Annotated in this window: 23 protein-coding genes and 1 tRNA gene; 15 read left to right on the top strand and 9 right to left on the bottom strand. The window is 48.2% G+C overall.

The window, feature by feature from the left end:
- The first annotated feature begins 29 nt into the window (after window positions 1-29).
- The 8 genes from ABD031_RS11675 (at window position 30) to ABD031_RS11640 (ending at window position 9,559) form a co-directional block, all read left to right on the top strand.
- On the top strand, window positions 30-1,736 hold the full coding sequence (locus ABD031_RS11675) for a GMC oxidoreductase (protein WP_343851602.1): 1,707 nt from the start codon (window positions 30-32) through the stop codon (window positions 1,734-1,736).
- A 3-nt stretch (window positions 1,737-1,739) separates the two neighbouring features.
- The gene (locus tag ABD031_RS11670) at window positions 1,740-2,333 is read left to right on the top strand and encodes a gluconate 2-dehydrogenase subunit 3 family protein (protein WP_343851600.1); all 594 of its coding nucleotides are present in this window, start codon (window positions 1,740-1,742) and stop codon (window positions 2,331-2,333) included.
- A gap of 56 nt (window positions 2,334-2,389) precedes the next feature.
- The gene (locus tag ABD031_RS11665; RefSeq protein WP_343851598.1) at window positions 2,390-3,814 is read left to right on the top strand and encodes a sulfatase; all 1,425 of its coding nucleotides are present in this window, start codon (window positions 2,390-2,392) and stop codon (window positions 3,812-3,814) included.
- Between the two features lie 179 nt (window positions 3,815-3,993).
- Window positions 3,994-4,338 carry a response regulator gene (locus tag ABD031_RS11660; RefSeq protein WP_343851596.1) on the top strand — a complete coding sequence of 115 codons (345 nt, stop codon included), beginning with the start codon at window positions 3,994-3,996 and terminating at the stop codon, window positions 4,336-4,338.
- A 23-nt stretch (window positions 4,339-4,361) separates the two neighbouring features.
- Complete coding sequence (locus tag ABD031_RS11655; RefSeq protein ID WP_343851594.1) at window positions 4,362-5,759, top strand: sigma-54-dependent transcriptional regulator; 1,398 nt, start codon at window positions 4,362-4,364, stop codon at window positions 5,757-5,759.
- A gap of 48 nt (window positions 5,760-5,807) precedes the next feature.
- Complete coding sequence (locus ABD031_RS11650; protein ID WP_343851592.1) at window positions 5,808-7,634, top strand: CHASE3 domain-containing protein; 1,827 nt, start codon at window positions 5,808-5,810, stop codon at window positions 7,632-7,634.
- 22 nt (window positions 7,635-7,656) lie between these two features.
- A complete protein-coding gene (locus tag ABD031_RS11645; protein ID WP_343851591.1) occupies window positions 7,657-8,103 on the top strand; it encodes a response regulator in 447 nt (148 codons plus the stop codon).
- A gap of 4 nt (window positions 8,104-8,107) precedes the next feature.
- On the top strand, window positions 8,108-9,559 hold the full coding sequence (locus ABD031_RS11640) for an ATP-binding response regulator (protein WP_343851589.1): 1,452 nt from the start codon (window positions 8,108-8,110) through the stop codon (window positions 9,557-9,559).
- A gap of 164 nt (window positions 9,560-9,723) precedes the next feature.
- Here the strand turns inward: ABD031_RS11640 and ABD031_RS22385 are convergent, their stop codons facing one another.
- On the bottom strand, window positions 9,724-10,113 hold the full coding sequence (locus ABD031_RS22385; protein ID WP_425542743.1) for a DUF1328 family protein: 390 nt from the start codon (window positions 10,111-10,113) through the stop codon (window positions 9,724-9,726).
- Between the two features lie 34 nt (window positions 10,114-10,147).
- Between ABD031_RS22385 and ABD031_RS11630 the strand changes: the two genes are divergently transcribed.
- A complete protein-coding gene (locus ABD031_RS11630; RefSeq protein WP_343851587.1) occupies window positions 10,148-10,342 on the top strand; it encodes a CsbD family protein in 195 nt (64 codons plus the stop codon).
- 49 nt (window positions 10,343-10,391) lie between these two features.
- Complete coding sequence (locus ABD031_RS11625; protein WP_343851585.1) at window positions 10,392-10,823, top strand: sll1863 family stress response protein; 432 nt, start codon at window positions 10,392-10,394, stop codon at window positions 10,821-10,823.
- Window positions 10,824-11,518: 695 nt separating this feature from the next.
- On the opposite strand, the gene ABD031_RS11620 is transcribed toward ABD031_RS11625, so the two are convergent.
- Genes ABD031_RS11620 through ABD031_RS11605 form a run of 4 tightly spaced genes read right to left on the bottom strand, consistent with a single transcriptional unit; the run spans window position 11,519 to window position 15,496 of the window.
- Window positions 11,519-12,457, bottom strand: a complete 939-nt coding sequence (locus ABD031_RS11620) for a rhomboid family intramembrane serine protease (RefSeq protein ID WP_343851583.1) — start codon at window positions 12,455-12,457, stop codon at window positions 11,519-11,521.
- A gap of 1 nt (window position 12,458) precedes the next feature.
- Entirely contained in the window at window positions 12,459-13,250 is a 792-nt protein-coding gene (locus ABD031_RS11615; protein WP_343851581.1) for a rhomboid family intramembrane serine protease, read from the bottom strand.
- 1 nt (window position 13,251) lies between these two features.
- Window positions 13,252-15,093: a DNA mismatch repair endonuclease MutL gene (gene mutL / locus ABD031_RS11610; protein WP_343851579.1), complete on the bottom strand. Its 1,842-nt coding sequence runs from the start codon at window positions 15,091-15,093 to the stop codon at window positions 13,252-13,254.
- Window positions 15,086-15,496 (bottom strand): hypothetical protein, encoded by a 411-nt coding sequence (locus ABD031_RS11605; RefSeq protein ID WP_343851577.1) that lies wholly within the window; start codon window positions 15,494-15,496, stop codon window positions 15,086-15,088. The genes mutL and ABD031_RS11605 overlap by 8 nt, the downstream gene beginning before the upstream one ends.
- 263 nt (window positions 15,497-15,759) lie before the next feature.
- On the opposite strand from ABD031_RS11605, the gene ABD031_RS11600 reads away from it, so the two are divergent.
- Window positions 15,760-18,702 carry a serine hydrolase domain-containing protein gene (locus tag ABD031_RS11600; RefSeq protein ID WP_343851575.1) on the top strand — a complete coding sequence of 981 codons (2,943 nt, stop codon included), beginning with the start codon at window positions 15,760-15,762 and terminating at the stop codon, window positions 18,700-18,702.
- A 592-nt stretch (window positions 18,703-19,294) separates the two neighbouring features.
- Here the strand turns inward: ABD031_RS11600 and ABD031_RS11595 are convergent.
- From ABD031_RS11595 to ABD031_RS11580, 4 genes are all read right to left on the bottom strand, one after another.
- Complete coding sequence (locus ABD031_RS11595; RefSeq protein WP_343851573.1) at window positions 19,295-21,223, bottom strand: CHU_0125 family OmpA-like outer membrane integrity protein; 1,929 nt, start codon at window positions 21,221-21,223, stop codon at window positions 19,295-19,297.
- A gap of 37 nt (window positions 21,224-21,260) precedes the next feature.
- A complete protein-coding gene (locus ABD031_RS11590; RefSeq protein WP_343851571.1) occupies window positions 21,261-21,749 on the bottom strand; it encodes a hypothetical protein in 489 nt (162 codons plus the stop codon).
- A 75-nt stretch (window positions 21,750-21,824) separates the two neighbouring features.
- On the bottom strand, window positions 21,825-22,616 hold the full coding sequence (locus ABD031_RS11585) for a (Fe-S)-binding protein (protein ID WP_343851569.1): 792 nt from the start codon (window positions 22,614-22,616) through the stop codon (window positions 21,825-21,827).
- 139 nt (window positions 22,617-22,755) lie between these two features.
- Window positions 22,756-24,090, bottom strand: a complete 1,335-nt coding sequence (locus ABD031_RS11580; RefSeq protein WP_343851567.1) for a 4Fe-4S dicluster domain-containing protein — start codon at window positions 24,088-24,090, stop codon at window positions 22,756-22,758.
- 102 nt (window positions 24,091-24,192) lie between these two features.
- Between ABD031_RS11580 and ABD031_RS11575 the strand changes: the two genes are divergently transcribed.
- The 4 genes from ABD031_RS11575 to ABD031_RS11560 all read left to right on the top strand — a co-directional run bounded on the left by ABD031_RS11575 (window position 24,193) and on the right by ABD031_RS11560 (window position 26,005).
- A tRNA-Phe gene (locus tag ABD031_RS11575) sits at window positions 24,193-24,265 on the top strand.
- A 281-nt stretch (window positions 24,266-24,546) separates the two neighbouring features.
- The gene (locus tag ABD031_RS11570; protein ID WP_343851565.1) at window positions 24,547-25,038 is read left to right on the top strand and encodes an RNA polymerase sigma factor; all 492 of its coding nucleotides are present in this window, start codon (window positions 24,547-24,549) and stop codon (window positions 25,036-25,038) included.
- Complete coding sequence (locus ABD031_RS11565; protein WP_343851563.1) at window positions 25,035-25,472, top strand: hypothetical protein; 438 nt, start codon at window positions 25,035-25,037, stop codon at window positions 25,470-25,472. The genes ABD031_RS11570 and ABD031_RS11565 overlap by 4 nt, the downstream gene beginning before the upstream one ends.
- The gene (locus ABD031_RS11560) at window positions 25,469-26,005 is read left to right on the top strand and encodes a DUF4252 domain-containing protein (RefSeq protein WP_343851561.1); all 537 of its coding nucleotides are present in this window, start codon (window positions 25,469-25,471) and stop codon (window positions 26,003-26,005) included. The genes ABD031_RS11565 and ABD031_RS11560 overlap by 4 nt, the downstream gene beginning before the upstream one ends.
- Window positions 26,006-26,057 lie beyond the last annotated feature (52 nt).

Below are 26,057 nucleotides of genomic sequence, written 5' to 3'. Positions count from 1 at the left end.
TAACTTATGCTCCCAAGTAAACTCAAAATATGGCCAACTTTAATATTGACGCAGACAAAGATCTGACCTATGATGCCATCGTCATCGGCTCGGGGATCAGTGGAGGCTGGGCAGCAAAAGAACTTTGCGAAGCCGGGCTCAAAACCCTCGTCCTCGAGCGGGGAAGAATCGTGGAGCACGTGGTGGATTATCCCACCATGACGCTCGATCCTTGGGAATCGGAACTTCGTGGCAGCCTCACTCCCGAGCAAAAAGCCAGGCATCCCAAGGGTGGAAGGTCCGGCTTTATCGGCTCGATGAACGAGCACTTTCATGCCAACGATGTGGAGAATCCTTACACCGAAGTCAAACCCTTTCTTTGGGTTCGCGCGCATCAGATGGGCGGACGTTCGTTGCTCTGGGGCAAGCAGACGTATCGCTGGTCGGATCTGGACTTCGAAGCCAATGCCAAGGATGGACACGGTGTCGACTGGCCGATTCGCTACCAAGACCTCGAACCTTGGTATAGCCATGTGGAAAAATACGCCGGCATCAGCGGGGAAGCACTGGGCTTGCCGCAGCTGCCGGACTCGCACTTTCTCCCACCGATGGAGCTCAACTGTGTGGAAAAACACGTCAAGGAGCGCATCGAGAAGGAATTCAAAGGGCGTAATATGATCATCGGCCGGGTGGCGCATCTCACGCAGCCGCACAACGGCCGCGGGCAATGCCAGTCCCGAAACCGCTGCGACCGAGGATGCCCCTATGGCGCCTACTTCAGTTCCAACGCAGTGACGCTGCCTGCGGCAAATGCAACCGGAAATCTTACCATTCGCCCCTATTCGATCGTGCAGTCGGTCGTGTATGACGAGCAAAAGGGCAAGGCCAGCGGCGTGCGCATCATCGATGCGGAGACAGGGGAAGACATCCTGTACAAGGCAAAGATTGTCTTTGTCAACGCCTCCACACTGAGCACCACGCAGATCTTGATGAACTCGACTTCGAGCCGCTTCCCGAATGGACTGGGTAATGACTCCGGAGAGCTGGGACACAACCTCATGGACCATACCTACCGCATCGGGGCGATGGGCACGGTAGAGGGATTCGAAGACCAATACTACAAAGGCAGAAGGCCAAACGGCATCTACATCCCCCGCTACGTCAACCTGAAAGACGGTCCACAGAGTGACAAGTTCGTTCGTGGCTACGGCTTCCAAGGCGGAGGCGGGAGAGCGGGATGGGGCGCCGGGAGCAACCAGGAGAATTTTGGAGGCAACTTCAAAGACGGCCTGATGACCCCGGGAGCCTGGGAGTTTTTCATCACCGGCTTTGCAGAGTGCCTACCCTACCATGAAAACAAGGTGTACCTCAACAAGGACGTCACGGACAAGTGGGGTCAGCCCACCCTCAGCATCGATGCCGAGTGGGGATCCAATGAACTGGAGCTCAACAAGCAGATCCGAATTGACGCCCGCGAGATGCTGGAGCGCGCCGGACTCAAGGACATCATGGACTTTGACAAAGGGCATGAAATGGGCTATGGCATCCATGAGATGGGAACCGCCCGCATGGGCAAAGACCCCAAAACCTCGGTGCTCAATGCCACCAACCAAGTCCATGGCTGCGCGAACGTCTTCGTCACAGACGGAGCATGCATGACCTCTTCCTCCTGCGTGAACCCTTCGCTCACCTACATGGCGCTGACCGCGAGAGCGGCCAACCACGCGATTTCCGAACTCAATAAGCAAAACCTCTAAGCCATGAATAGAAGAGACGCACTTAGAAAATCAGCACTTGGGCTGGGCGCGGCAGTGGGAGCCCCTACTTTGCTCAGCCTATTGCAGGCTTGCGCCAAGCAGGATAGACTGACTTGGACTCCGCAGTTTTTGAAAGACGACCAGGCGAGGTTTATTTCCTCCTTTGTGGATTTCCTTTTGCCAAAAACCGACACGCCTGGCGGCCTAGACGTCAAGGCAGACATCTTCATGGATCTGATGTATGCGAAAGCCTACGATGAAGACGGACAGAAAAACGTGGTCGAGGAGATCACGAAGTTCAATGAGGACTGCAAGTCGCAATACGGGGCGGTCTTCGCTGAGCTGAGCGAGGAAGACAAAGCGGCCTGCTTCCGTGAGCACGAAGCCAAGTCCCCCAAATTCCCCAAGAATGTCTGGGGAACCTCCGTCGGACCAAGCGAGCCCGTTGGCTTCTACCGGGGCCTGAAGTCCATAGCGCTTTGGGCGTATTTCAGCTCAGAAGAGATTGGCAAAAATGTCCTGAGCTACGATCCAATCCCCGGCCCTTTCCAAGGCTGCATCCCACTTTCCGACGTGGGAAATACCTGGAGTTTATAATTTTCAAGTAATATTGACTCTCTCTTCGACGTTCGGGGAGAGAGTTTTTTTATGCCATGAAAACAGAAAAATTATTTCGTGAGATTTTATTGGGGGTCTTACTTTGCACGAGTTTCATCCCGCTCCACGCCCAACAGTCCCCCAAGCCCAATGTCATCCTGATTAATGTCGATGATTTGGGCTGGAAGGATGTAGGGTTTATGGACGGCACCTATTACGAGACGCCCAACTTGGATCGCTTGGCTGCGCAAAGTGTGGTCTTCACCCAGGGCTACGCCGGGGCCTCCAACTGTGCGCCCAGTCGGGCGAATATGATCACCGGAAGGTATGGGATGACGCATGGGATATACACCGTCAATCCTCCAGACCGAGGAGACCCCAAGACCAGAAAGTTGATTCCCACGCCCAATGCCCAGTTTATCCCAGAAGACAGCTACACGCTGGGCCAGCTGTTCAAGGAAAGCGGCTACGTGACGGGCACATTCGGCAAGTGGCATATTTCGCAAGATCCCAAGGACTTCGGCTTTGAGGTCAATGTCGGTGGAGGGCCACAGGGACACCCCGGCAAAGACGGCTATTTCAGCCCCTACAAGGTGAGCAACATCACCTCCACGGAGGATGGAGAGTACCTGACCGACCGGCTCACCGAGGAAGCCATCGAGTTTGTTCGGGAAAACCAGCACGAGCCCTTTTTTCTCTACTTGCCTTTCTACACCGTGCATACGCCCCTGATGGCCAAGGAGGAGCTGAAAGCCAAATTTGAAAGCAAAGCTGGAGAAGAGGGTCGCAACGACCCGACCTACGCTGCGATGATCTACTCCATGGACGAGAATGTGGGGAAGCTGATGGAAGCAGTATCTTCTCTGGGACTGGACGAAAACACAATTCTTGTATTTACCTCCGATAATGGCGGAATCCGCGCCACCAGCCACCAGGATCCGCTGAGGGCAGGCAAGGGGAGTTATTACGAAGGGGGAATCCGGGTTCCTCTATTTGTGAGATGGCCCGGAAAATTCAAACCACGTCAGGACGATACGCCGGTGACCCAGATGGATTTTTTCCCGACTTTCGCCGAGCTATTGGGCGTGAAAAAACAGATCCCGCTGGATGGAGCTTCGATCATGGATTTGCTCCAGGGGAAAAAGCTTGCTAAGAGGGACTTGTTTTGGCACTTCCCAATCTATCTCGAAGCCTACGATCCTGCGGAGGACGAGTCACGGGATCCTTTGTTCCGAACTCGCCCCGGCTCTGTGATCCGTTCGGGTGAATGGAAATTGCATCAGTATTTCGAAGATGGAGGTCTGGAACTTTACAACCTCCAAAATGACCTTTCCGAGCGTAACAATCTCGCTGGCAGTATGCCCGAAAAAGCGGCCGAGCTTTTGAAAAAACTTGAGGTATGGAGAGAGAAAAACGGCGCTCCGGTACCCTACGAATCGAATCCGCACTATGACCCGAGGGCGCCAGAATCAGAGCACTAGACTCGACATTTGCCGGTTTAAAAGCTATTCCCGCCGAAATTTTCCGTTTAGGATACTGTAGAAAAAATTCCACACAAAATTGTGGAGATTTTTCCCCCGCATAGCTCTGATCGCAATGTAGCGGGTGTTTTATTTTGGCACCATATTGCTCCAATATGTCGAAATTGTAGAGTAATTAGATGAAAAACGCGTTGATAATTGATGATGAGGTGGATCTGTGTAAGCTGCTTTCATTACAACTGAAATCCCTGGGAATACCCAATGAATATGTAAATACGATTCGAGATGCAAAAGAGAAGTTTAGAGTAAATCCGTATGCTATCATCTTCTTGGATCTAAACCTAACGGACGGTACCGGGTTTGAAATGCTGGATTTTATGAGTGCATTTCCAAAACGGCAGAAAGTGATCGTCATCAGCGCGTATGACAATGAGCGAGAAAAAGTGCTTACTCAAGGAGCAGATTTCTTTCTTCCCAAGCCGTTCACCAAAAAACAGGTAGCGCAAATCATCGACTTTATCTAAATTCCAAACTATATCCCCACCCCATGAACAACCAAATATTAGTAATTGACGATGACCAGGATCTTTGTAGAGTACTTTCAAATTTTTTGAAAAAGTCAAATTATGAAGTGGATGTAGCCTACAAAGCAACAGATGGCCTTGAACTCCTTCGTTCAAATAATTACGACTTGATACTCTGTGACTATAGGCTACCGGATATGACCGGAGTGGAGGCTTTGCAAAAGATAAAAGTGCTGAGCCCAGACGCCGCCGTCATCATCATCACCGGCTACAGTGACGTGCAAACTGCCGTGCAAACTTTCCGGTATGGAGCAAATGACTACGTCACCAAGCCTCTCTATCCCGATGAATTGCTGGTGACCGTGAAAGAAACCATCCAAAAGAATCAGGAAAAAAACCAAGTGAAGTCCGGGCAGCCGATTGCCAAGTCAAGTCCCGGAGAACAAGCCCAAGAACCAGACTCAAAGTTTATATTAGGAACAAGTGAGGAGTCTAAGTCCGTCCAGCAGTACGTGGATCTGATCGGGCCAACGGATATGTCGGTGCTGATCATGGGAGAGACAGGAACAGGCAAGGAATATGTGTCCAATTCCATTCATAATCAGAGTTCCCGCGCAAAAAAACCTTTTATTGCGATCGATTGTGGAGCTTTGCCCAAGGAGCTTGCCGGCAGTGAGCTGTTCGGTCACATGAAGGGATCATTTACTGGGGCAATCGCTGACAAGCCAGGCAGCTTTGAGCTTGCAAATGGCGGCACGATCTTCCTGGATGAAATTGGCAACCTGAGCTATGAGAATCAAGTGAAGCTGCTCAGAGTGATTCAAGAGCGTAAAATCAGAAGAATCGGCGGACAAAAAGACATAAGCGTCGATATCCGAATAATTGCGGCAACCAATGAAAACCTCACTGAAGCCATCAAAGACGGTCGATTCCGCGAAGACTTGTACCATCGGATCAACGAATTCAAGATCAACCTCCTGCCATTGCGTGAGCGTAAAGAAGATATTCTGACCTTTTCCCAGCATTTCCTCCAGCTGGCCAATCATTCACTTAAAAAATCAGTGAAGGGGTTTTCCGATGAGGTAACCCACCACTTCCTAAACTATCAGTGGTACGGAAATCTCCGGGAGCTAAACAATGTCGTGAAGCGGGCCGTGCTCTTGACTTCGGGGGATCTGGTGCCGACCAGTGCGCTACCGGAAGAAATCTCCAGGCCACGTCCGACCTCAGCCACCGACAGTGGTGAGCCCGCCGAGGACAGCCATACGCTTCGATCTGTATCCGGGGAAGCTGAAAAACAGGCAATCCTCAACGCATTGGAAGTCAGCCGCTACAACAAATCCAAAACCGCAGAGCTGCTGAAGATCGACCGAAAGACCCTTTACAACAAGCTAAAACTTTATAACATTCAAGACTATTGAGTTTAAGCGACACCCTTTCGCTCCCTCTCAAACTGCTCCGTCAATTCCATGCTCACGAATCTCAAAAGACTCCGAATCATCTTCTCATTAGTCATGAGTCTATTGATTCTATTGTGCGTATGGACGTATTGGAATATCAATAACTACATCCAGACAGTAGGAAACATCCGAAGGGTAAATACTACCATTCAAATTACCACACAGGTAATGTCTCTGATTAAAGATGCCGAGACCGGGCATCGGGGCTATCAGCTCACAGACGACGAAAGCTACCTCGCTCCCTACTATCAGGCTCAGGTCAATATCTCCGGTGAGCTGTCTAAGCTGGACAGTCTGTCCGACTTTATACCGGAAATCAAAGGAGACGTCGATCAACTGCGGGCCTTGATCGATGTCCAATTACACACGATTGAAAAGATACTCCAGTCCACCAAATGGGAAAATTCCACCCTGGAGCCGGAGGAGATTCGCCTGATGGGAGAGGGGAAAACGAACATGGACAAAATCCGACTCGTGGGAGAGAGAATCAAACACACGTCCCGACAATTGGTATCAAAAGGTCTGGAGGATGAAGGCGGTTTCAAAACCCTCGGTCCGATCAATCTCCTGGTAATCGTGTTAATCGCATTTGGCGGAATCCTCCTCCTGTTCACCCGCGCGGTGATGCTGCTGGATGAGCGGGACAAAAAATCCAAAAATCTGGAAATGGCCATACAGGACTTGGAAAAAGAAACCCAAAAGCGAATCCATACCGGTAACCTTCTCCGAAATGTGCTGGACAATTCCCGGGACGGAATCATGGCGTTAACGTCGATTCGTGACCAAAAAGCACAGATCATCGATTTCAAATTTTTGATGGTTAATGAAGCTGCCTGCAAAATGACCCATCAAAGCCAAAATCAATTGATAGATAAAAGGCTCTTGGAATGCTTTCCCGGAAATAAGGAATTCCTCTATCCAGCCTATGTGAAGGTGGTCGAGACGGGACAGGACTTCAAGACTGAGGTAGAATATGACCTGGGAACCGAATTGGTTTGGTTTAAGATCCTGGCCCTCAAGTTCGACGACGGCTTTCTGGTCACGTTCTCAGACATTACCAGAGAGAAAGAAACAGAACTGCAACTGAAGAACTATACGCAAGAACTCAAGCGATCCAACGAAGACCTAGAGCAGTTTGCCTATGTAGCATCTCACGATCTACAGGAGCCGCTGCGCAAGATCAGGTCTTTTGGCGACCGCCTGGTCACCAAGTACCACGATAAACTCGACGACATGGGCCAGGATTACATTGCCAGGATGCAGGCAGCATCGGGACGGATGCAAAATCTGATTGAGGATTTGCTGGCCTTCTCCCGCATCACACGCAGCAGTGAGCTTCCAGGCAAAGTCAATTTGAGGAAGATGTTTGACGAAATAGCCGAAGATCTTTCAGACCAGATTTCAAGAGAAAATGCGGAATTGGAATACGACAAGATACCTCCTATACTCGGCGTGAAAGGGCAGGTACAGCGGCTGTTTCAGAATTTGATCAGCAATGCGATCAAGTTTAGAAAAAAGGATGAAAATCCGAAGATCACGATCACTGGTGTGAAGCTTTCGGCAGCGGACGTGACCCGGGATTTCAACCTCACTCCTAGATATAAAAACTACGTCAAAATCACCGTGTCAGACAATGGGATCGGATTTGACGAGAAATATGCCGAGCAGATTTTCAACGTCTTTCAGCGCCTGCACGGCAAGACTGAGTTCGAAGGAACAGGCATCGGCCTGGCAATCTGCAAGAAGATCGTGACCCACCATGGCGGAGCGATTGTCGCCAAAAGCGAAGAAGGGATTGGATCTGAATTTATTGTTATATTTCCAGCAAGCAACTAACTAAGACCTGTCAATGGCCTCTATGAATAAATTAAATAACAAAGTCACTATCCTCATGGCGGATGATGATCCGGATGATCAGATACTCTTGCAGGAAGCGCTGAAGGAAAACAACATTCCCAACTCGGTATGCTTCGTGGAAAATGGCGAGGAGCTCATCGATTTCCTTCACCGAAGAGGAAAGTTTGAGGGCGTGGAACTGTTGCCTGGATTGATCCTGCTGGATCTCAATATGCCCAAGATGGACGGACGGCAAGCGTTGAAACTGCTTAAAGCAGATCCGATATTGAAGAAGATTCCCATCGTGGTGCTGACCACTTCGAGGGCAGATTCCGACATCCTGGAGTGCTACGATCTGGGTGTCAATTCATTCATCAGCAAGCCGGTAAACTTTGCCGAGCTCGTCGACGTCACCCGTGAAATCAGTAACTATTGGCTGGGTACTGTGACCCTGCCGGAATCCAAATAAGAAAATGGTAAAAGAGGACATCAAAATCCTACTCATCGAAGATGATGAGGACGATGCTTTCTTAGTAAAGGAGTACTTGTCCGAGGTCAAAAACTTTGCCTGCAAGCTGGATTGGGAGCCCAATCCAGAGCAGGGCAAAGCGAAAATCCTGACTAGACAATATGATCTTTTCTTGATTGACTTTTATCTGGGAAAGTCCACTGGGCTCTCCATTATCGACTTTATCACCGAAAATCAAATCCTCACTCCTGCAATCCTCCTGACCGGACGAAACGATGCCCAATTGGACGTGGATGCAAGCATGGCTGGAGCATTCGATTACCTCGTCAAGGGTGATCTGAGAGCAGACATTCTTGAGCGTTCGATTCGGTACTCAATCAAGCAAGCTCGCGTGATTCGTGAGCTTGACGAAAAGGAAAAAAAATACCGATCTCTTTTTGAGCGTTCCCTGGATAGTATCTTCCTGGCAAACAGCAAACTAGAAATGCTGGAGCTAAACGATTCCTTTTTGGATTTTTTTGGCTACAAATCCAGTGATTTAAACAAGCTACATCTCCGAGATCTTTTTTTAAGTGATGAGGATTTCGAGCGATGCGTGGAACTACTCCACACCACGGAGTTGGTCAAGGACTTCGAGGTTATCCTTGTGACAAAAGATGGGCTGCCGAAGACCTGCATCTTCAACTGTGTCTTTATCCCCGACCAGGCCGATGATTTCTGCTGCTACCAGGGGATTATCCGCGATTTGACCCTATGGAAAAAAGCCGAACTCGACATGATGGTGGCCGAAAAACTCTCCATGACCGGGAAACTCGCCAGAACGATTGCCCATGAGATTCGCAATCCGCTTACTAATCTCAACCTTGCTCTGGACAATCTCAAAGAGGAAATTCCTCAGCAGGAGGAGCAGTTCATTCTGTACACAGACATCATCCAGCGGAGCTCCAATAGAATCGAAACTTTGATCGGAGACTTGCTGAATTCTTCCAAACCCAAGGAGCTCAAGTTGGAGCTCAGTTCACTTCACGAAATTCTGGATGATATATTGGAATTGGTGAGAGATCGAGCCAAACTGAAGGGAATTCGTATCAAGGAAGAGTTGGAAGAAGAATTACCGAGAATTTTCGTAGACAGGGAGAAACTCTCTATTGCCTTGGTCAATATTCTACTCAATGGAGTCGAGGCGATCGAACACGAACAAGGACTGCTCACGGTGAAAACCGAGATCAAAGGAGGATCTATATTTCTATCCATCGGAGACAATGGGCAGGGGATTGAAAAAGAAGACCTCAAGAAGATCTTTGATCCTTTCTACACCAGCAAATCAGAGGGCACGGGACTTGGGCTGACCTCCACACTGAATATCCTGTCCAGTCACAACGCGAGCATGCAGGTCAACAGCAAAGTGGGTATCGGCACTGTGTTCGAAGTGGAATTCCCACTTCCCGAGTATTAAAACTCAAAAGATGCCAGTTGAAGCATCTCAGTGAAGTTGGGGCATGACAACCCATGACGGAAAAACGCTCTCAATATGGGATAGCTACTCTCCGAGGAGAAAAAATTCATAAAAAAAGGCTGTCACGACGATGTTGTGACAGCCTTTTTTTATACCTAACATAGCTATTTCCCAAATACTCTTGCTCCGAAAATCAAGGTGAGGAGAAATAATATGATGAAAATAATAAACAATACTTTTGCAATGGAAGCTGCTCCTGCAGCAATTCCACCAAATCCGAATATTGCAGCAATGATCGCAATAATGAAGAAACCTATGGCCCAACGTAACATAATGTTTTGATTTTTAGTGAATAATTTTTTCACACTTATTGAAAATAGAATGCCAAGTCTGAATTCAGGCTCCAATGGCTGATTTTCTGGTGTTACTCCCGTATCTGTGTGGAACCGCTTCCCCAACCGTTTAACAATTTCCCCAACTTCGTCTCTTAAAAACCTGTTTTCTGAGTGTTTTAGGGCTATTTGGCGCCTGGCATTGCGATTGAAAAGAACCATTAGCAATCAAAAATTTCACTAAACCAACTACACGATGAAAACTGACACAAAATTGAGGATCAAAGGATCTTGGAATGAAATCAAAGGAAAGCTCAAGCAAAAATATGCGGATTTGACGGATGATGATCTCCTGTATGAGGAAGGAAAGGATGAAGAGCTTCTCGGACGATTGCAGCGAAAGCTGGGCAAGTCTATGGATGAGGTCAAAGAAGAGATTAACTCTCTGTAAGTAAAAGCATAAGCACTCTTAGAATAACCAAAACCAACTATTAGAAATCATGAAGAACACGAAAGCAATTGCATTTCTGGGTTTAGTAGCCCTAGGATTCACGGCAATGTCGTGCGGGGAAAACCGCGCAGAGAAAAACGAAATAGAAATCGTAGAAACGAACAGCAATTTCGAAAAGGAACGCGCTGAAATGCGGGAAGAATTGAGAGAAATGAACGCAGAAATCGACCGAAAAATGGCCGAACTGGAAGCAAAAAAAGAAAAAGCTGATGCTGAAGCCAAGGCAGAAATCGAAAAGATGGAAGCGGAGTTAAATCGAGAAAAAACAGAGGTTGGTCGAGCTATCGATAATTTGGAACAGGCCACTGAAAATACTTGGGAAGATGTGAAAACTTCCGTCAACAATACCACTCGTGATATCGAGGAGGGTTGGAAAAACTTCAAATCCGATGTGAAGGATACGTTCGATAAAGACAATTGATACGTTGGATAAAGAAAATTAATACGGGTGTTGGAATAGGTAAAGAGGCTGGTTTTTAACCAGTCTTTTTTTGTGTCTATATGGTCACAGAGGTGCCTGAAGCTATCATGCAGACCCTTAGCCAATGGTTTCAATGCCCATTTTCAGAGAGTCCGGCGTATGCATATTCTCTAGAACCCATCGGTCGACAAGTCTGTCGACGACAAATCCCTTCTACACGCAAATTTGCTCCATCTACGCAGGTCCTGAATTGATCTCAGACCCCAAGTATTTCGCAATCTTGAACAACGCCTATTACTTTTTAAAAGAAATCGACGGGGAAGCAGTTACTGATTTTTCTATTGACCGGAGTCTGTTCTTCTTTTGCAATGGCCCAAGATAAGGGAGACGCAAGAATCCATGTGACCCCGGACAACCTGGAACTAAAGAAAATTACGTCGAGGCCAACGTCGGCGTCGGGGCCTATATCGGTCTGACAGATGGAACCAAGCCTCCATATCGGATTCGCTTTTCCGCTCTGAAACTTCCTTTTGCAGAGAACAAACCATCATAAACCGACGAACCCTTTATCTCCCCTGTTGGATTTTGTCGACACTTCTTTATGTCGTATTCCAAAAAAATTGCTTCACTGCCCCTGTAAAAACCGTCGCGATCAAGTTGACACAAGACTCGACATCGGACATCCGACAACTGATTTATTTTTTGCTGAATTCAAATAGTTTGCGCTTCTCTTCTTTGCTCAGCGCATCGTAGCCTTTTGCGGCGATCTTGTCCAAGATCTGGTCGATTTCTTCCTGAGATGTTTCTTGATTTTTGATAGGCGTACTCGTTTTGGCTTTGGACGCGAAGCTCCCAAAACCGCCGGAACTGGTGGTTGTTTTGGCTTTGCGATAGCTGACTTTCACATTGCTGCGGTTTCCGCTGAAGAGGTTTTCAAAGAAGATCCCCACTTTCTGAACAGGGACTCCCCAGTCGATTCCTTTACGCAGCTGAACTACATAGAGGTAACCGAGCAATGCCCCGCCCAAGTGCGCGATCTCACCTCCCGCATTGGTGCCTACCGAATTGGCAAAGGACAAAATGACGTAAAATGCAGCAATATACACGATCTTGACCGGGCCGATGAGGATCAAAAAGAAGGTGGTATTCGGTGCCAAAGTTGCCGCCCCGACCACCACTGCAAACACTCCCGCACTTGCTCCAAGCATCATCGAGCTTCCCACAGAATCGCTAAAATAAGGAGCCAGATTGTAGATCAGCACGTAGAAAAGCGCCCCGAATAGGCCCCCAAGAATATAGAGATTCACCAGCTTCCTACTGCCAAGGTATTGGTGCACCAACATCCCAAACCAATACAGAAACAGCATGTTGAACAAGACATGAAACACCCCTTCGTGCAAGAACATGTAGCTGAAAATCGACCAAGGCTGCGTGACTAACTTAGGCAGGGCAGCTGGCATCATCAGGTAGCTCAGCCCGGTCTTGTAGGCGCCTTCCAGTCCGCCGATCGTCAGAATTACGCGCACGATCAGCAGGACAAAAAACACCAGGATGTTGATCGCAATCAGCTTGTAAAGGCTGTTGTCGCTGTGCCGGAAGGCATTTCTCAGGTTTTCCCAAAAGCTACCGTACATATCAATAGAATGAATTTCTGTTCTTTTTCCAATTATAAACCAAGATAGCACCGATGACCAATCCACTCAGGTGGGCAAAATGGGCCACGTTGTCCGTCGAGCTATTCAGCAATACGTTGTAAATCGTATAAAGTGCATAGGCACCTACCAAATATTTCGCTTTGACCGGCATGGGCGGAAAAAGCAAAAATAGCTGGGTGTTGGGGAAAAGCATCGCGAACGCCACCAAGATACCGAATAGCGCACCAGATGCGCCAACCATCGGCTGATTGGCATGAAGTCTCAAGATCGCATCCAAGGTCTTCGCAGCACGATCTATGTAGACTGGATCTTGAGGATTGCGGCTGTACTGATCGACAAAATCAAACACTTCAGGCGAGAAGTAACCCCGATTTTCCAAAACAACTTTATTGAAATATTCCGGATCCGGATTCCCTTCGAACGTCAAAACTCTTTCTTCCAGATTTTTGTACTCGTATAAAGAAAATCCTGAATACAGGACACCCGCACCGACTCCGCAAACCATCCAGAGAATCAGCAATTTCTTTGGTCCCAAAAACTGCTCCAGCAGCGGACCAAAGATCAGAAGGCCGAACATGTTGCTGAACAGGTGCCAAAAATCCGCATGCATAAACATGTAGGTCAAAAACTGAAAAGGCTTGAAGTAATTACTTTGTATGTTGTAAAGCGCAAACCATTCGTTGAGCACTGGAAAAACAAAATTCGCTACCACAAACACAAGAATGTTGATCAGGAGGAGATTTTGAACGACTGGGGTAATATTTCTAAACATATTATTTACCGAAGAAGGAGTGAATGCTACTTAAATCCAATTTCACAAAAGTTTTGTTCCCGGTGGGGGAATAGTTTGGTTGCTGACAGGTAAAAAGTTGCCCCACGAGGGTTTCCATTTCCTGCGGATTGAGCTTTTGCCCTTTTTTGATAGAAGATCGACGGGAAAGCGACCTTGCCAGATTTTCTCTTTTGTCCAAAGAAAGCTGATTCTTGAAATTTTTAAACTGCTCGATCAGTCCCTCGAAGAGTTCCTTCTCATTTTTGACCGGCACATCTGCAGGTACGCCCTGGACCAAAACGGTGTCCTTGCCAAACTCTTCCACGACAAATCCGAGACTTTGCAGCTCAGGCAGCATGTCCATCACCAAGGCAAAATCCGCCGCGTTCAACTGCACCGTCGGAGGAAAAAGACATTGCTGAGACGCACCCTTTGCGGATTGAATCTGCCGCGTGTAGCGCTCATAGAGGATGCGTTCATGCGCAGCTTGCTGATCGATGATCAACAATCCCGTGGACATCTGCGCCACAATATAGCTCAACTCTACCTGAAAGGTCGATCCTGTCGAATCATCGTCCCGACGCGGTATCGAATACCGGGCTTCGTCCGTCGAGACTTTGCTGGGAAAAGTCAGGATTTCCTGATCTTCTTCCGGCGCCGGCAAAGTCGACGGGACGGCATTGGAGTCGCCTTCGAAAAGTCGCTCCCAACCGGACGTGGAGGACTTTTTGAACTCCGGGGTATTGAAGGTCTTATAGCTGTATTCCCGATCGACCTGACCTTTGGTTTCCGGATTATTCGTCCAATTTTCCTGATAATTAACGTCCAGAGAAAAATCCAAGGTAGGCATCACATGATGTGCGCCAAGCGCTTGCTTCACTGCAGAACGAATCACGCCATACACCGTCCGCTCGTCCTCGAACTTAATTTCGGTCTTGGTTGGGTGTACGTTGATATCGATATGCGCTGGGTCGATTTCCAGAAAAAGCACATAAAACGGATGCTGGTCATTGGCTATCAACCCCTCAAAGGCCAAGTTGACCGCATGATGGAGGTAGGAGCTTTTAATAAAGCGGTTGTTGACAAAGAAGAATTGCTCGCCTCGGCTTTTTTTGGCACCCTCAGGCTTCCCGACGTAGCCTTTGACATTGACATGCGGAGTCTGCTCGTCGCATGGAATCAGCAGACCTTGGTAACTTTTACCAAAAAGGCTAACAATTCGCTGGCTCAGCTTTCCCGCAGGGAGATTATAGATTTCCAAATCCTGCTGGAAAAGCGAAAATGCTATCTCTGGATAGGACAGTACCACCCGCTGAAACTCCTCCACGATATGGCGCATCTCTACCGGGTTGGACTTGAGAAAATTGCGTCTGGCCGGCACGTTGTAGAAGAGGTTTTTCATCGCCACTGAGGTGCCGATGGGTAGTGCCGCCGGCTCCTGCTTTTTCACCTCAGACCCCTCGATCTGAATCAATGTCCCGAGCTCAGAATCCGACTGGCGGCTTTTGAGCTCGACTTGGGCTACTGCCGCGATTGATGCCAAAGCCTCGCCCCTAAACCCAAAAGTACGGATGGCAAAAAGATCCTGAGAGTTGCGAATCTTGGAGGTCGCATGCCGCTCAAAACTCATGCGGGCATCAGTTGCGGACATTCCTTTGCCGTTGTCGATGACCTGGATCAGCTGTTTTCCGGCATCCCTTACCACAACCTGCACTTGAGTAGCTCCCGCATCTACGGCATTTTCCAAGAGTTCCTTGAGCGCAGAGGCAGGACGCTGCACGACCTCACCTGCGGCAATCTGATTTGCAATCGCATCCGGCAGGAGCTGGATGATGTCAGTCATCGTTCCTCCTCCGCTTTAAAAATCTCGACGCATAATAAAGACCGCCTATAGCGACTGCGATGTAGAGCATGTATTCAAAAATAACCGGACCGAGATAAATGTACCCAAAGGCTCCGATGATCATGGCAAAAAACAACAGGGTTCTGATCATTGCCGTGGAGTTAAACAGGCTCGAACTCTTGGTTTTAATCCCCCGATGTTGAGCGAAAGATCCGCGAAGATTTTCGCCCATAGATTTGGAGCGGATTTCTACTTCCTCTTCATCCAGCAAACCCTCCTCCGTCAGTTCCCTTTTGATTCGGGAAGTGCGCTGTTCAATTTCCTCCTTGATAGGATCGTAGTATCTGGGCTTGACATCGTATCGCAGGGGTGCAGTGGTGCGAAAGAGCGAGGGGAATTTCATGCGTTTTAATTTTGCGAATGGCTGAGAACAGGAACTGTCGGGAAATTAACGGGAGCTAATAAAAGAAAAGAGAAATACCGTAGATCACTTTTCTCCGTTTAAATAACCTCAAAGCGGGTTCAATGTTATCCAATCTTTACTATCTTCAATTATTCGTCCCTTTTTCCAATGCACTGAAGCGGCCAGGGACATCTGGAAGTGCGTACTTCTGTCGCAATCACAAATATATTTTGAAAGTTAAGGATTAAAAATTGAACTCAGTAATGAATAGGAAGCATTGGAGCTTGATTTCCCTTGTGATCTTGTTGGGGTTATTTACTTCTGGCAAGGCGGATCACTTTGTCGCCAACGAAGACCCGCTGATCTCCAAGGACAAATTGAACCAGCAAAACTGGGTTGACAGCGTCTTCAATGCGCTCAGTTTCGAAGACCGCTTGGGGCAGCTTTTTATGGTTGCCGCCTACTCGAATAAAGACCAGCGGCACGTCGAGGAAATCAGCAATCTGGTCAAAACTGAAAACCTGGGCGGGCTGATTTTTTTTCAGGGTGGTCCAAACAGACAAGCACGACTTACCAATTACTATCAGGCGCAGGCAAAAACGCCCATGTTCATCGCCATGGATGCGGAATGGGGCATTGGGATGCGTTTGGATTCAGTCGCAAACTTCCCCAAAGCAATGACGCTGGGGGCAATCCAAAACCCGGACTTGATCTATGACATGGGCACAGAGATCGCACGTCAATTCAAGGAACTGGGGATGCATATCAACTTTGCGCCGGTCGTGGATGTCAATTCAAACCCGAATAATCCGGTGATCGGTTACCGGGCATTTGGAGAGGACAAAGAAATTGTCACCCGTCGTGCAGTCGCGTATATGAAAGGCCTTCAAGACCACGGAGTCATAGCCAACGCAAAGCATTTTCCCGGACACGGAGATACTGAAACGGACAGTCATTACGCCCTCCCGGTCATCAACCATCCCGAAAAAAGAATCTGGGATGTCGATCTCTACCCCTACCAAGAGCTCTTCAGAGAAGATCTCATGTCGGTGATGGTTGCTCACCTCAACGTCCCTAGTCTGGATCACGGCTCGAATATTCCCACCAGCCTCTCCAAACCTGTCGTGACTGATCTGCTGCAAAAACGCATGAACTTTCAGGGGCTGATATTCACCGATGCCTTGAACATGAAAGGCGTCGCAAACTTCAACAAACCGGGAGAAGTTGACCTGAAGGCACTTTTGGCGGGAAACGATGTGCTGTTATATTCTCAGGACGTGCCAAAAGCAAAGGTTCTGATCAAAGAAGCCGTCACAAAGGGACTCATCGCCGAGTCTGAGATCAACAGACGGGTCAAAAAAATCCTAAAGGCAAAATACTGGGCTGGGCTGAATCGCTATCGACCTATCGACACCTACCAGATTGCCGAGCGACTCAATAGGCCTAAGACCGAGGCGGTGATCGAAAAACTCTATGCAGAAGCTATCACCGTCGCTGCCAATAAAGGCGAACTGCTGCCTTTCAAAAATCTGGATCTCACCAAATTTGCCAGTCTGAGCATAGGTGACGAGGGAAAAGTTTTCAGCCGGTATCTGAAAAACTACACTCAGGTGGATCACTTTTCCATCCAAAAAGCCAGCGGCGAATCCGCTCACTACAACCTGATGAAACAGCTGGAAGACTACGACGTCGTGGTCGTCGGGCTGATGGGCGTGACCAACAGCCCTCAACGCGCGTTTGGAATTGCTCCCGGTGACATCAAGCTGCTCCGAGAACTGGAAAAAAGACAGAAGGTTGTCACCGTCCTTTTTGGCAACGCCTATGGTGCCAAAGCACTGGAAGGATTTGGGAATGTGGTGCTGGCTTATGAAAACTCTGACCAGACTCAAAAATTAGCCCCGCAAATACTTTTTGGCGGGCGACCTGGAATGGGCATATTACCGGTGACAGTCAGCGGGCAATACTCTCACGGTGTGGGAGGTTACCTTCCTTCATCGCACCGAATCTCCTACGGCGTACCCGAAAGTGTCGGTCTGGACAGCAAAACTCTATCTAAAATCGACGCGGTTGCGGAGCGGATGATCAACATCCAAGCTGCACCCGGGGCAAATGTGTTGGTCATGAAAGAAGGCAAGGTAGTGTTCGAGAAATCCTACGGCTACCTCGATTACAAAAAAACCAAGCCCGTGACATCCCAGACTGTCTACGATCTGGCTTCCATCACCAAGGTACTCGCAACAACCCAAGCGGCGATGTTTCTACAAAGCCGGGGCGAACTGGATTTAAACAAAACGCTTGGTTTCTACCTCCCAGAACTACGCGGCACCAACAAAGCCAACCTGATACTCAAAGACGTGCTCACTCATGAAGCTGGATTGAAGGCTTTCATCCCACACTATGTCCACACCGTACAGTCCGGGCAATGGAGAGGCGACTATTATAAGCCAAGCGCTCAGCCCGGCTTTTCGCGCCCCGTGTCTAATGATATGTATGGCCAGGACGGGCTCCGCGACAGCATCTGGAACTGGACTGTGAAATCTGAATTGCTGCGAAAGCCCAACAAATACGTCTATTCTGATTTGACCATGTATTTTATGCAAGCCGTCATTGAGCGAATTGTCAATCAACCCTTGGATGAATTTTTGGACCAAAACTTCTATGCTCCGTTGGGATTGAACACCCTGACTTTTAACCCACTTCGGAAAATTCCAATTGAAAACATCGCACCCACGGAAAATGACGTCGCATTCAGAAAGAGGCAAGTTCAGGGTTATGTCCATGATCCTGGCGCTGCGATGTATGGGGGTGTCGCCGGCCACGCCGGGCTATTTGGAACGACCAATGATTTGGCCGTAATGATGCAGCTCATGCTGAACAAGGGAAGCTATGGCGATGTGATGCTGATAAAACCCGAGACTGTAGATGCCTTCACCAAGCGCCAGTCAAACTTAAGTCGGCGAGGTTGGGGTTGGGATAAGCCGGAACCTGAGCATGGCAAAGGCGGATCAGCCAGCGAATTCGCTCCAAAAAGCACCTTTGGACATACCGGATTTACCGGGACTTGTGTTTGGGCAGATCCGGAAAATCAGTTGGTCTATGTGTTCCTGTCCAATCGGGTCTATCCGGCAGCAGAGAATAACAAACTCCTATCCGAAGGAACTCGCACTAAAATTCATGATATTGTTTACGAGGCGATGGTGAAATAATCGCTTGCCTTCGAAAATCCAGTTGGTAAAGATTTCACCCAGTCGAGAATTCTCATGATCGATGACGATTCCTTTTGACAGGCAAGTTTCGACTTATTTGAACGAGAAAACATAAGTGGGATTGCTGATTTTAGGCAAAAATCCATCCTTTTCGCCTCATACATCCAGCCCAAATTATTTCAAAGTCAGGAAATGCGAAGAGGCTGGAGAAATTCCAATATTGCCACTTGCAGAAAAAAAAGGCCGTTCGGAATTCAATACCGAACGGCCTTTTCCTGACTGTCTTTTTCCATAGCCAATCGTATTCCTTTCTTCAAGGTACGGGAATAACGGTAAAGCCAAGTGTAAAGCGTTTGGATGCCCCCGATACTGTACTCACGCTAGGCTTGGCTAGCCGTCAGATCGCCCGGCTCTATCTGTCCTGCAATCCGCTTGCGCAACTCTTCACTGAATACTCGCGGCTGCTTTAATTCCTATGTCTTTTTCATCTTGATTGGGTTTGTGAACACAATCAAAATGTCACAACTTTATTCAGCCATTGTCATGGCGTCTTGATTCTAGTCTCTTGATTCTTACTTCTAGCGTCTTGATACTACTCCCTGATCTCAATCACCTTAAACTCGGTGCGGCGGTTCGTCTGATGCTCTTCTTCTGTCTGAGCGTCCTTGATGATCAACTGGGATTCGCCATAGCCTTTGGCTACCAGTCTATCGGCGGACACACCTTTAGAGACGATATAGTTAACGGCAGACTGCGCTCTTCGCTGTGAAAGATCCAAGTTATACTCATCGCTGGAACGGGTATCCGTATGCGAGCTCAGTTCAATGCGAATCGCCGGATTGTCCAGCAAGATTTTCACCAGCTTATCCAGCTCAACTGCCGCATCCGGACGGATTTCAGCTTTGTCCAGATCGTAGTAGATATTATCCAACACGATGGATTTGTCCAAGACCAACTGATCTAAGATCAAGGTTGTGTCCAAGGTAATATTGGTCACTTCCTGGATTAGGGTAGCCGGATCCGGGGTTTTACCCTTGGTCGAATATGGGATTGACTTGGAGAAATAGCCACTTTTGGATGCTATGATCGTGTAGTCGGAATCGGCATTCATGGTGAATCTCACCCTTCCGTTGGTATTGGAAAAGTCTCCGCCCTGCTGCTTGTTGTCCGAACCGTAAAGCACCACACGAGCCTGAGGCAAAGCGGCTTCTGATCCGTCAACTTTGGCTTCTTTGGTATAGACGTTCAGGAGGATGTTGATGATTTTCGGCTTCGGCGTTTTGTCCTCAAAGAAGTAGATGTCATCGTCTCCCACTCCGTCCGCGCGATTTGAAGCCAGGAAACCTGCTTTGGGATATTCGGTAAAGAAAATCCCAAAATCATCATCCTGACTGTTGATGTTTGCGCCTAGATTTTTGATCACTTGTTTGCCCGCGTCGTCTTTTTCCGCCACAAACAAATCCAACTTGCCATAGCCGGGATGTCCGTCAGAGGCAAAATAAAATTTCCCGTCAGACGTCAAACGTGGAAACATTTCATTTCCTGGTGTATTGATAGTGGGGCCAAGATTCACCGCATTGCCAAAATCGCTATTCGCCAAGCGCGTTGCTTTGTAAAGATCTATCCCCCCAAAACCTCCGGGTCTGTTCGATGCAAAATACAATTCTGCGCCATCCGGACTAAACGCCGGAGTAGAGTTCCACCAAGTTTCGTCCTCGTTTACAGGCATCCAGATCGGCTGAGTAAAACCCGAGCCTCGGAAATAGGACACAAAGAGAGCCGTCTCTGGGAGATCTTTTGGCGAAGTTGAATTGCCTCTCGCATAGATGATGGTATTGCCATCGGGGCTGATCGCGATCGCAGCCTGATTTAAGCCATCTTCATTTTTAAACTCTGGCAGTGCTTGAATCGCACCCACATCGACCTTCAGCCCCTCCGCTCTTGCACGAAACAGCTTGGTATAGGGAGTACCCGTGGCGGCATACAGTCCCGACGCCTGTCTACCCGAGGTGAAGTACAGGAAATCCTCACTCAAAACAGGAGCATAGTCCGCACCGGCAGTATTCAATTCCTTGAAGTTGACCAGTTCATGTTTTGGCCAGTAGTTTTCGATCCCTTCGGCTAGTTTGATGGATTCGATCTCGCGCTGATTTCTTGCTAATAGCGCTTCATCAGAGGTGTAGCTTTTCGCTTTTTCAAAAGCGGTAGTAGCCTCCTCGTATTTTTGCTGAGCTTTTAGACTTTGCCCTAAGAAAAAATAGTGGTTGAATGAGGGCTCCTCTTCGACCAATTGGCGGTAGTAGGGTTCCGATTTTTCGATCCGGTTGGAGAGCCGATAGCTTTCACCGACCATTCGATTGGCCTCCAAATTCGTCGAGTCCTGCTTCAGAATTTGAGTAAACGTACTGATAGCATATTGGTATTGTCCCGATAGGAATTGGTCATTTCCTTTTTCTTGGAGGCTTTTGCAGCCAGCCAGCCAAAGAATCAATACTGATATCCATAAAAAACGCTGCTTCATTGATGGGCGATTGTCGGTCAATACTGAATATTACTAATTAATTTGGAAAATATCTGTTTAGCCAACTATTTCGGACAGGCTGCCACATGTTTTTTAGATCGGCTTTGACCCGAATAGCCGGGTTGATCACTGCGGTGTCGAGGGCTATCTCGCCCGAACTCACTCTGGCTTTCACTCCCAATCCCGGGATCACTTTCAATTCCCCGCTCGGTTGCTTCAGGCTGATTTTCCCCTGGTCTGTCAAGTTGGTTTGCAGACTAGTTTCCAGCTCGCGCAACGTTCGGACAGAACTATCTATCGAGCAGCCACTTGCTCCGAGGCTGCTTTCATCGACCGCCAAGATCAGGATTTGGTTTTCGATCAATTCAAAGGATGTCGGCATCAGATTGCCGTGGGTATTCCATCCTTCGCAAAAGCGACTCAAGCGCTCGCGAATCAGGTGCTCGTCGGAATCGGAGAATTTTTGATCTGCCTGATAGACCCATACGCGAGATTGTTCAGGCATTTGTTCGAAAGGGAGGTACATAAGCTAGTTTGTCACACAAAGAAAAACTCTTTCAGCATAACGGCAAAAAGGGTGGAATTGATTCAATGCTTTGCACTAAATCCCCATTTCTTTGGCGACCATTTCAGCCAGATCGTAGACGTTGACTTCAGTTTCCTTGTTTTTGCTTTTGACCCCATCCATCATCATGGTCAGGCAAAACGGACAGCCGACCGCAATCGTCTGAGCACCTGTAGCCAGCGCCTCTTCGGTTCGCTCGATGTTGATGTCTTTGTTGCCCGGCTCAGGTTCCTTGAACATCTGCGCTCCTCCGGCTCCGCAGCAGAGACCTTTGGTTTTGCAGCGCTTCATCTCCACCAGTTCGACATCGAGGGCTTTGATGACTTCGCGCGGTGCTTCATAGACGTTGTTTGCCCGACCGAGGTAGCAAGAGTCGTGGAAGGTGATTTTCTTTCCTTTGAACTCGCCTCCGCCTTGCAAGGCCACTTTTCCTTCGTTTATCAGCTGCTGGAGAAATTGTGAATGGTGGATCACCTCGTAGTCCCCACCCAAAGCAGGATATTCATTTTTGATGGTATTGAAGCAATGCGGACAGGCGGTCACGACCTTTTTCACTGCGTAAGCATTCATCACCTGAATGTTGGCGACAGCCTGCATTTGGAAAAGAAACTCATTGCCAGCTCTCCTGGCAGGGTCTCCGGTGCAGGTTTCCTCTGGCCCGAGGACCGCAAAGCTCACTCCTACTTTATTCAAAATTTTCACGAAAGCCTGAGTCACGGCCTTATACCGCTCGTCAAAGGAACCGGCGCAGCCCACCCAAAAAAGGACTTCGGGACTTTGGCCGTTTGCGGCCATCTCGGCCATGGTGGGTACTTTATAGGTTGACATATTCTGGATTTACGATTTTTTGATTTACGATTTACGAGGCCTTTCTCTAAACTGACGTTGTTTCCAGACCTCAAATCTCAAACACTTTTTGCTATTGGCGCGTGCTATCTCTTATCTGATCACTGAGAGTGTCCACTGCCTACTTCACTTCCTCATCCTTTACGTTTTCAGCCCAGTTGAAGCGATCCGAGGGGCTGAATTTCCAGGGAGAAAAGCTCGTTTCCATGTTTTGGAACATCGCGTTCCATTGCGCAGGAGTACCGGATTCCTCCATCGCCACATAGCGGCGCATCTGTAATATGATCGAAAGTGGATCGATATTCACCGGACAGGCCTCCACACAAGCATTACAACTGGTGCAGGCATTTAGCTCTTCCTTCGTGATGTAGTCGCCAAGAAGCGATTTGCCATCGTCAAATCCCGGGCCACCGGCATCGATACTTTTGCCTACTTCATCAGCCCGATCACGCACGTCCATCATGATTTTTCGCGGGGAGAGTTTCTTCCCGGTGATATTCGCGGGGCATTCCGCTGTGCAGCGGCCGCATTCGGTGCAGGAATAGGCGTTCAGTACGTTGATCCAACTCAGGTCATTCACATCTTTGGCACCAAAGCGACCAATTTCCGCAGGAGACTCCGCAGCATTTTCCGCAGGAATCCCCAACATCATATTCACTTCGTTCGTCACCTCGGGCATATTTTGCATTTCCCCTTTCGGCTTCAGATTCGAATACCAGGTATTAGGGAAGGCCAAAAAGATGTGCAAATGCTTGGAATAAGTCACATAAATAGCAAAAGCCAAAATCCCGATGATGTGAAACCACCACGCCGCGCGCTCAACGAAAATCAAAAAGGTATCCGAGAACCCTTCGAAAATCGGATGGAACAAACCGCTGAAGAAAAGCGGTCCCACCAAAACATAGTGTCCAACACCACGCTCAGCCAAGATCTGATCGGCGGCGTTCATCTTCAAGATGGCGAACATCAGCACGATCTCGATCACCAAGATCACATTCGCGTCCATCGCGGGCCAGCCTTTCAATTCCGGTTTGTTGAGTCGTGGGACTTTCGTCACGTTTCTTCGGATCAGAAAAGCAAAACAGGAAACCAACACTCCCACCGCCAGAAATTCAAACATATTCATCGCCGCGGAATACAACCCTCCCAGGTAGGGAGCAAAGAGACGATGCGTCCCCAAGATTCCGTCCAGGACAAACTCCAGCACTTCCAGGTTGATCACCAGAAAACCGACGTAGATCAACAGGTGAAGAAAGGCCGGGACCACGCGTTTGAACATTTTCTGTTGGCCAAGTGCAACCAGTCCCATCGTTTTCCAGCGAAGTGCCGGTTGGTCATTTCGAACCTCGGCTTTTCCCAAGAGGATATTCCTTCGGAGAAATTTGATCCTTTTACTCAATATATATCCTGCGACACCTAAAATCAGAATAAATATGAGTTGATATAAAATGCTCATAGTGATCAGATTAGCTTGTTATTCGTTTTATTGACCTTATTTTTTATAAAAATGACTTGTATCAAATTCTCAAATTTCTACCTTTGCATCACTTTACGAGTCGGTGATATAGCTCAGTTGGTAGAGCATCGGACTGAAAATCCGTGAGTCGGTGGTTCGAGTCCACTTATCACCACCCTCCCGATCCCCACGGATCGGGATTTTTTTTGTCTTTTTTTTCAAATCCAGCTGGCCCAAAAGCGACTTTTTCATTCATGCAAAATATAAAATAGTCTGCATGCACACTATTTATTGATTCATATTTAGATTGAATCTAGTGCAAATATCAACGCTCTCACCAGCCCCTTAGATTGGCTAATCCGCTCATTCTAACCTGTTTTTAGGCTTCTGAAAATATTTTGGCGATTTTTCATCCCTACGTGTAACATTTCAGGTTTGTCTGCATCATCTACTTAAATGAATTCATTTTTCGAAACGCACATCTGGCCAATGCGGGGAAAGCTCTATCGACTGGTTTACCTCTGGATCAAAGACCAAGCTCTTGCAGAGGATGCGCTTCAGAATGTATTCGAGAAAACTGTGGAGCGTCAAAAGGAACTCCAGGCACATCCCAATCTGATGGGCTGGATGGTCACGAGTCTAAAAAATGAAGTACTGATGCACCATCGGAAGAACAGTCGCCTGGAAGGACTGGAAGCTTTGAAAGAACCAGCCCATTTGCCTCCAGATGCGCTTGAAGCCGCCGAGTCGCATCGCCTGATCTTTGATCTGGTCGACGGCCTGCCGGAAAAACAGCGGGAGATCTTCCACCTCCGGGAAGTTGAGGAAATGAGCTACGAAGAGATAGCCACCCAAATGGAAATCAGCCTCGATCAAGTGAAAGTAAACCTCCATCGGGCGAGAAAGGCCCTACGGGAAAGACTAATCAACCAAGGAATCAACAGATGAAATCAAGAATAGAAGAGCTATTGGACAAATACTGGGAAGGGGAAACCTCCCTGGCAGAAGAGAAAGAGTTGCGGAACCTCGTCCTCAACGCTGAAGGCTATGAAAAGGAAAAAGCTCTTTTCTCCGCACTCGGTCAATTCCGGTCTCTGGAACCTCAGCAGCTCAGCGTCCCAAAAACTCAGACTCGCAGCTTTAGCCCGCAATGGCTTCGCTGGGCAGCCTCGATCGCAATGCTCCTTGGCACCTATTGGGGATGGTCGACCTATCAGCAAAAGCAAGCCGAGCAGCAAGCCTACAAAGAAGTCATGGGGGCCTTGGCCATGATCCAATCGAATCTTTCCAAAGGGCAACAGCAGATGACCCCGCTCAGCGACCTGAAGTACCTCAACACCACTCACAAGCTTTTCCAGCTAGACCAAATTATTGAACCATGAAAAAGATCTTACTAATACTCTCCCTTTTCTTAGGATATGTCGGGACGTCTTTTGCTCAAGACGATGCCATCCAGAAGTTTTTCTCCAAATACATGGAGGACGATCGTTTTTCGAGAGTTTACATTTCTCCGAAAATGATGCAGATGGCAGGCGGCTTCTTGAAAAGCAATGCCGGGGACGATGCGGATGCTGAGGAACTCGGAGCGCTGATCGGAAAAATCAAAGGAATCCGAATCCTGTCTTCGGATGAAGTCGAAGGTACACCTCTATATAAGGAGGCGATGGCGACGCTCAGTAAAAACAAATACGAGGATCTGATGGACGTCCAAGACAAGGGCAGCAGCCTGAAGTTTATGGTGCGCGAGGAGGGCGGCTTGATCAAAGAACTCACGATGGTCTCCGGCGATTCCAAATCCTTCACTTTGCTCTCTATGCTGGGCAGCTTTACCTATGAAGACCTCAACATCCTGGCCGAGAAGACCGATATCCCGGGAATGGACAAGTATGGGAAGGGACCAAAAGGCTCTAAATAAAAATCGACATCCTACAATACATTCTTTATCAACTAATCCAACACCCCCTCAA

This window comes from Algoriphagus jejuensis (assembly GCF_039523455.1).
Lineage (GTDB): Bacteria > Bacteroidota > Bacteroidia > Cytophagales > Cyclobacteriaceae > Algoriphagus > Algoriphagus jejuensis.
Note: the sequence above shows the minus strand (reverse complement) of the source record. Positions and strands in the feature narration are given on the sequence as shown.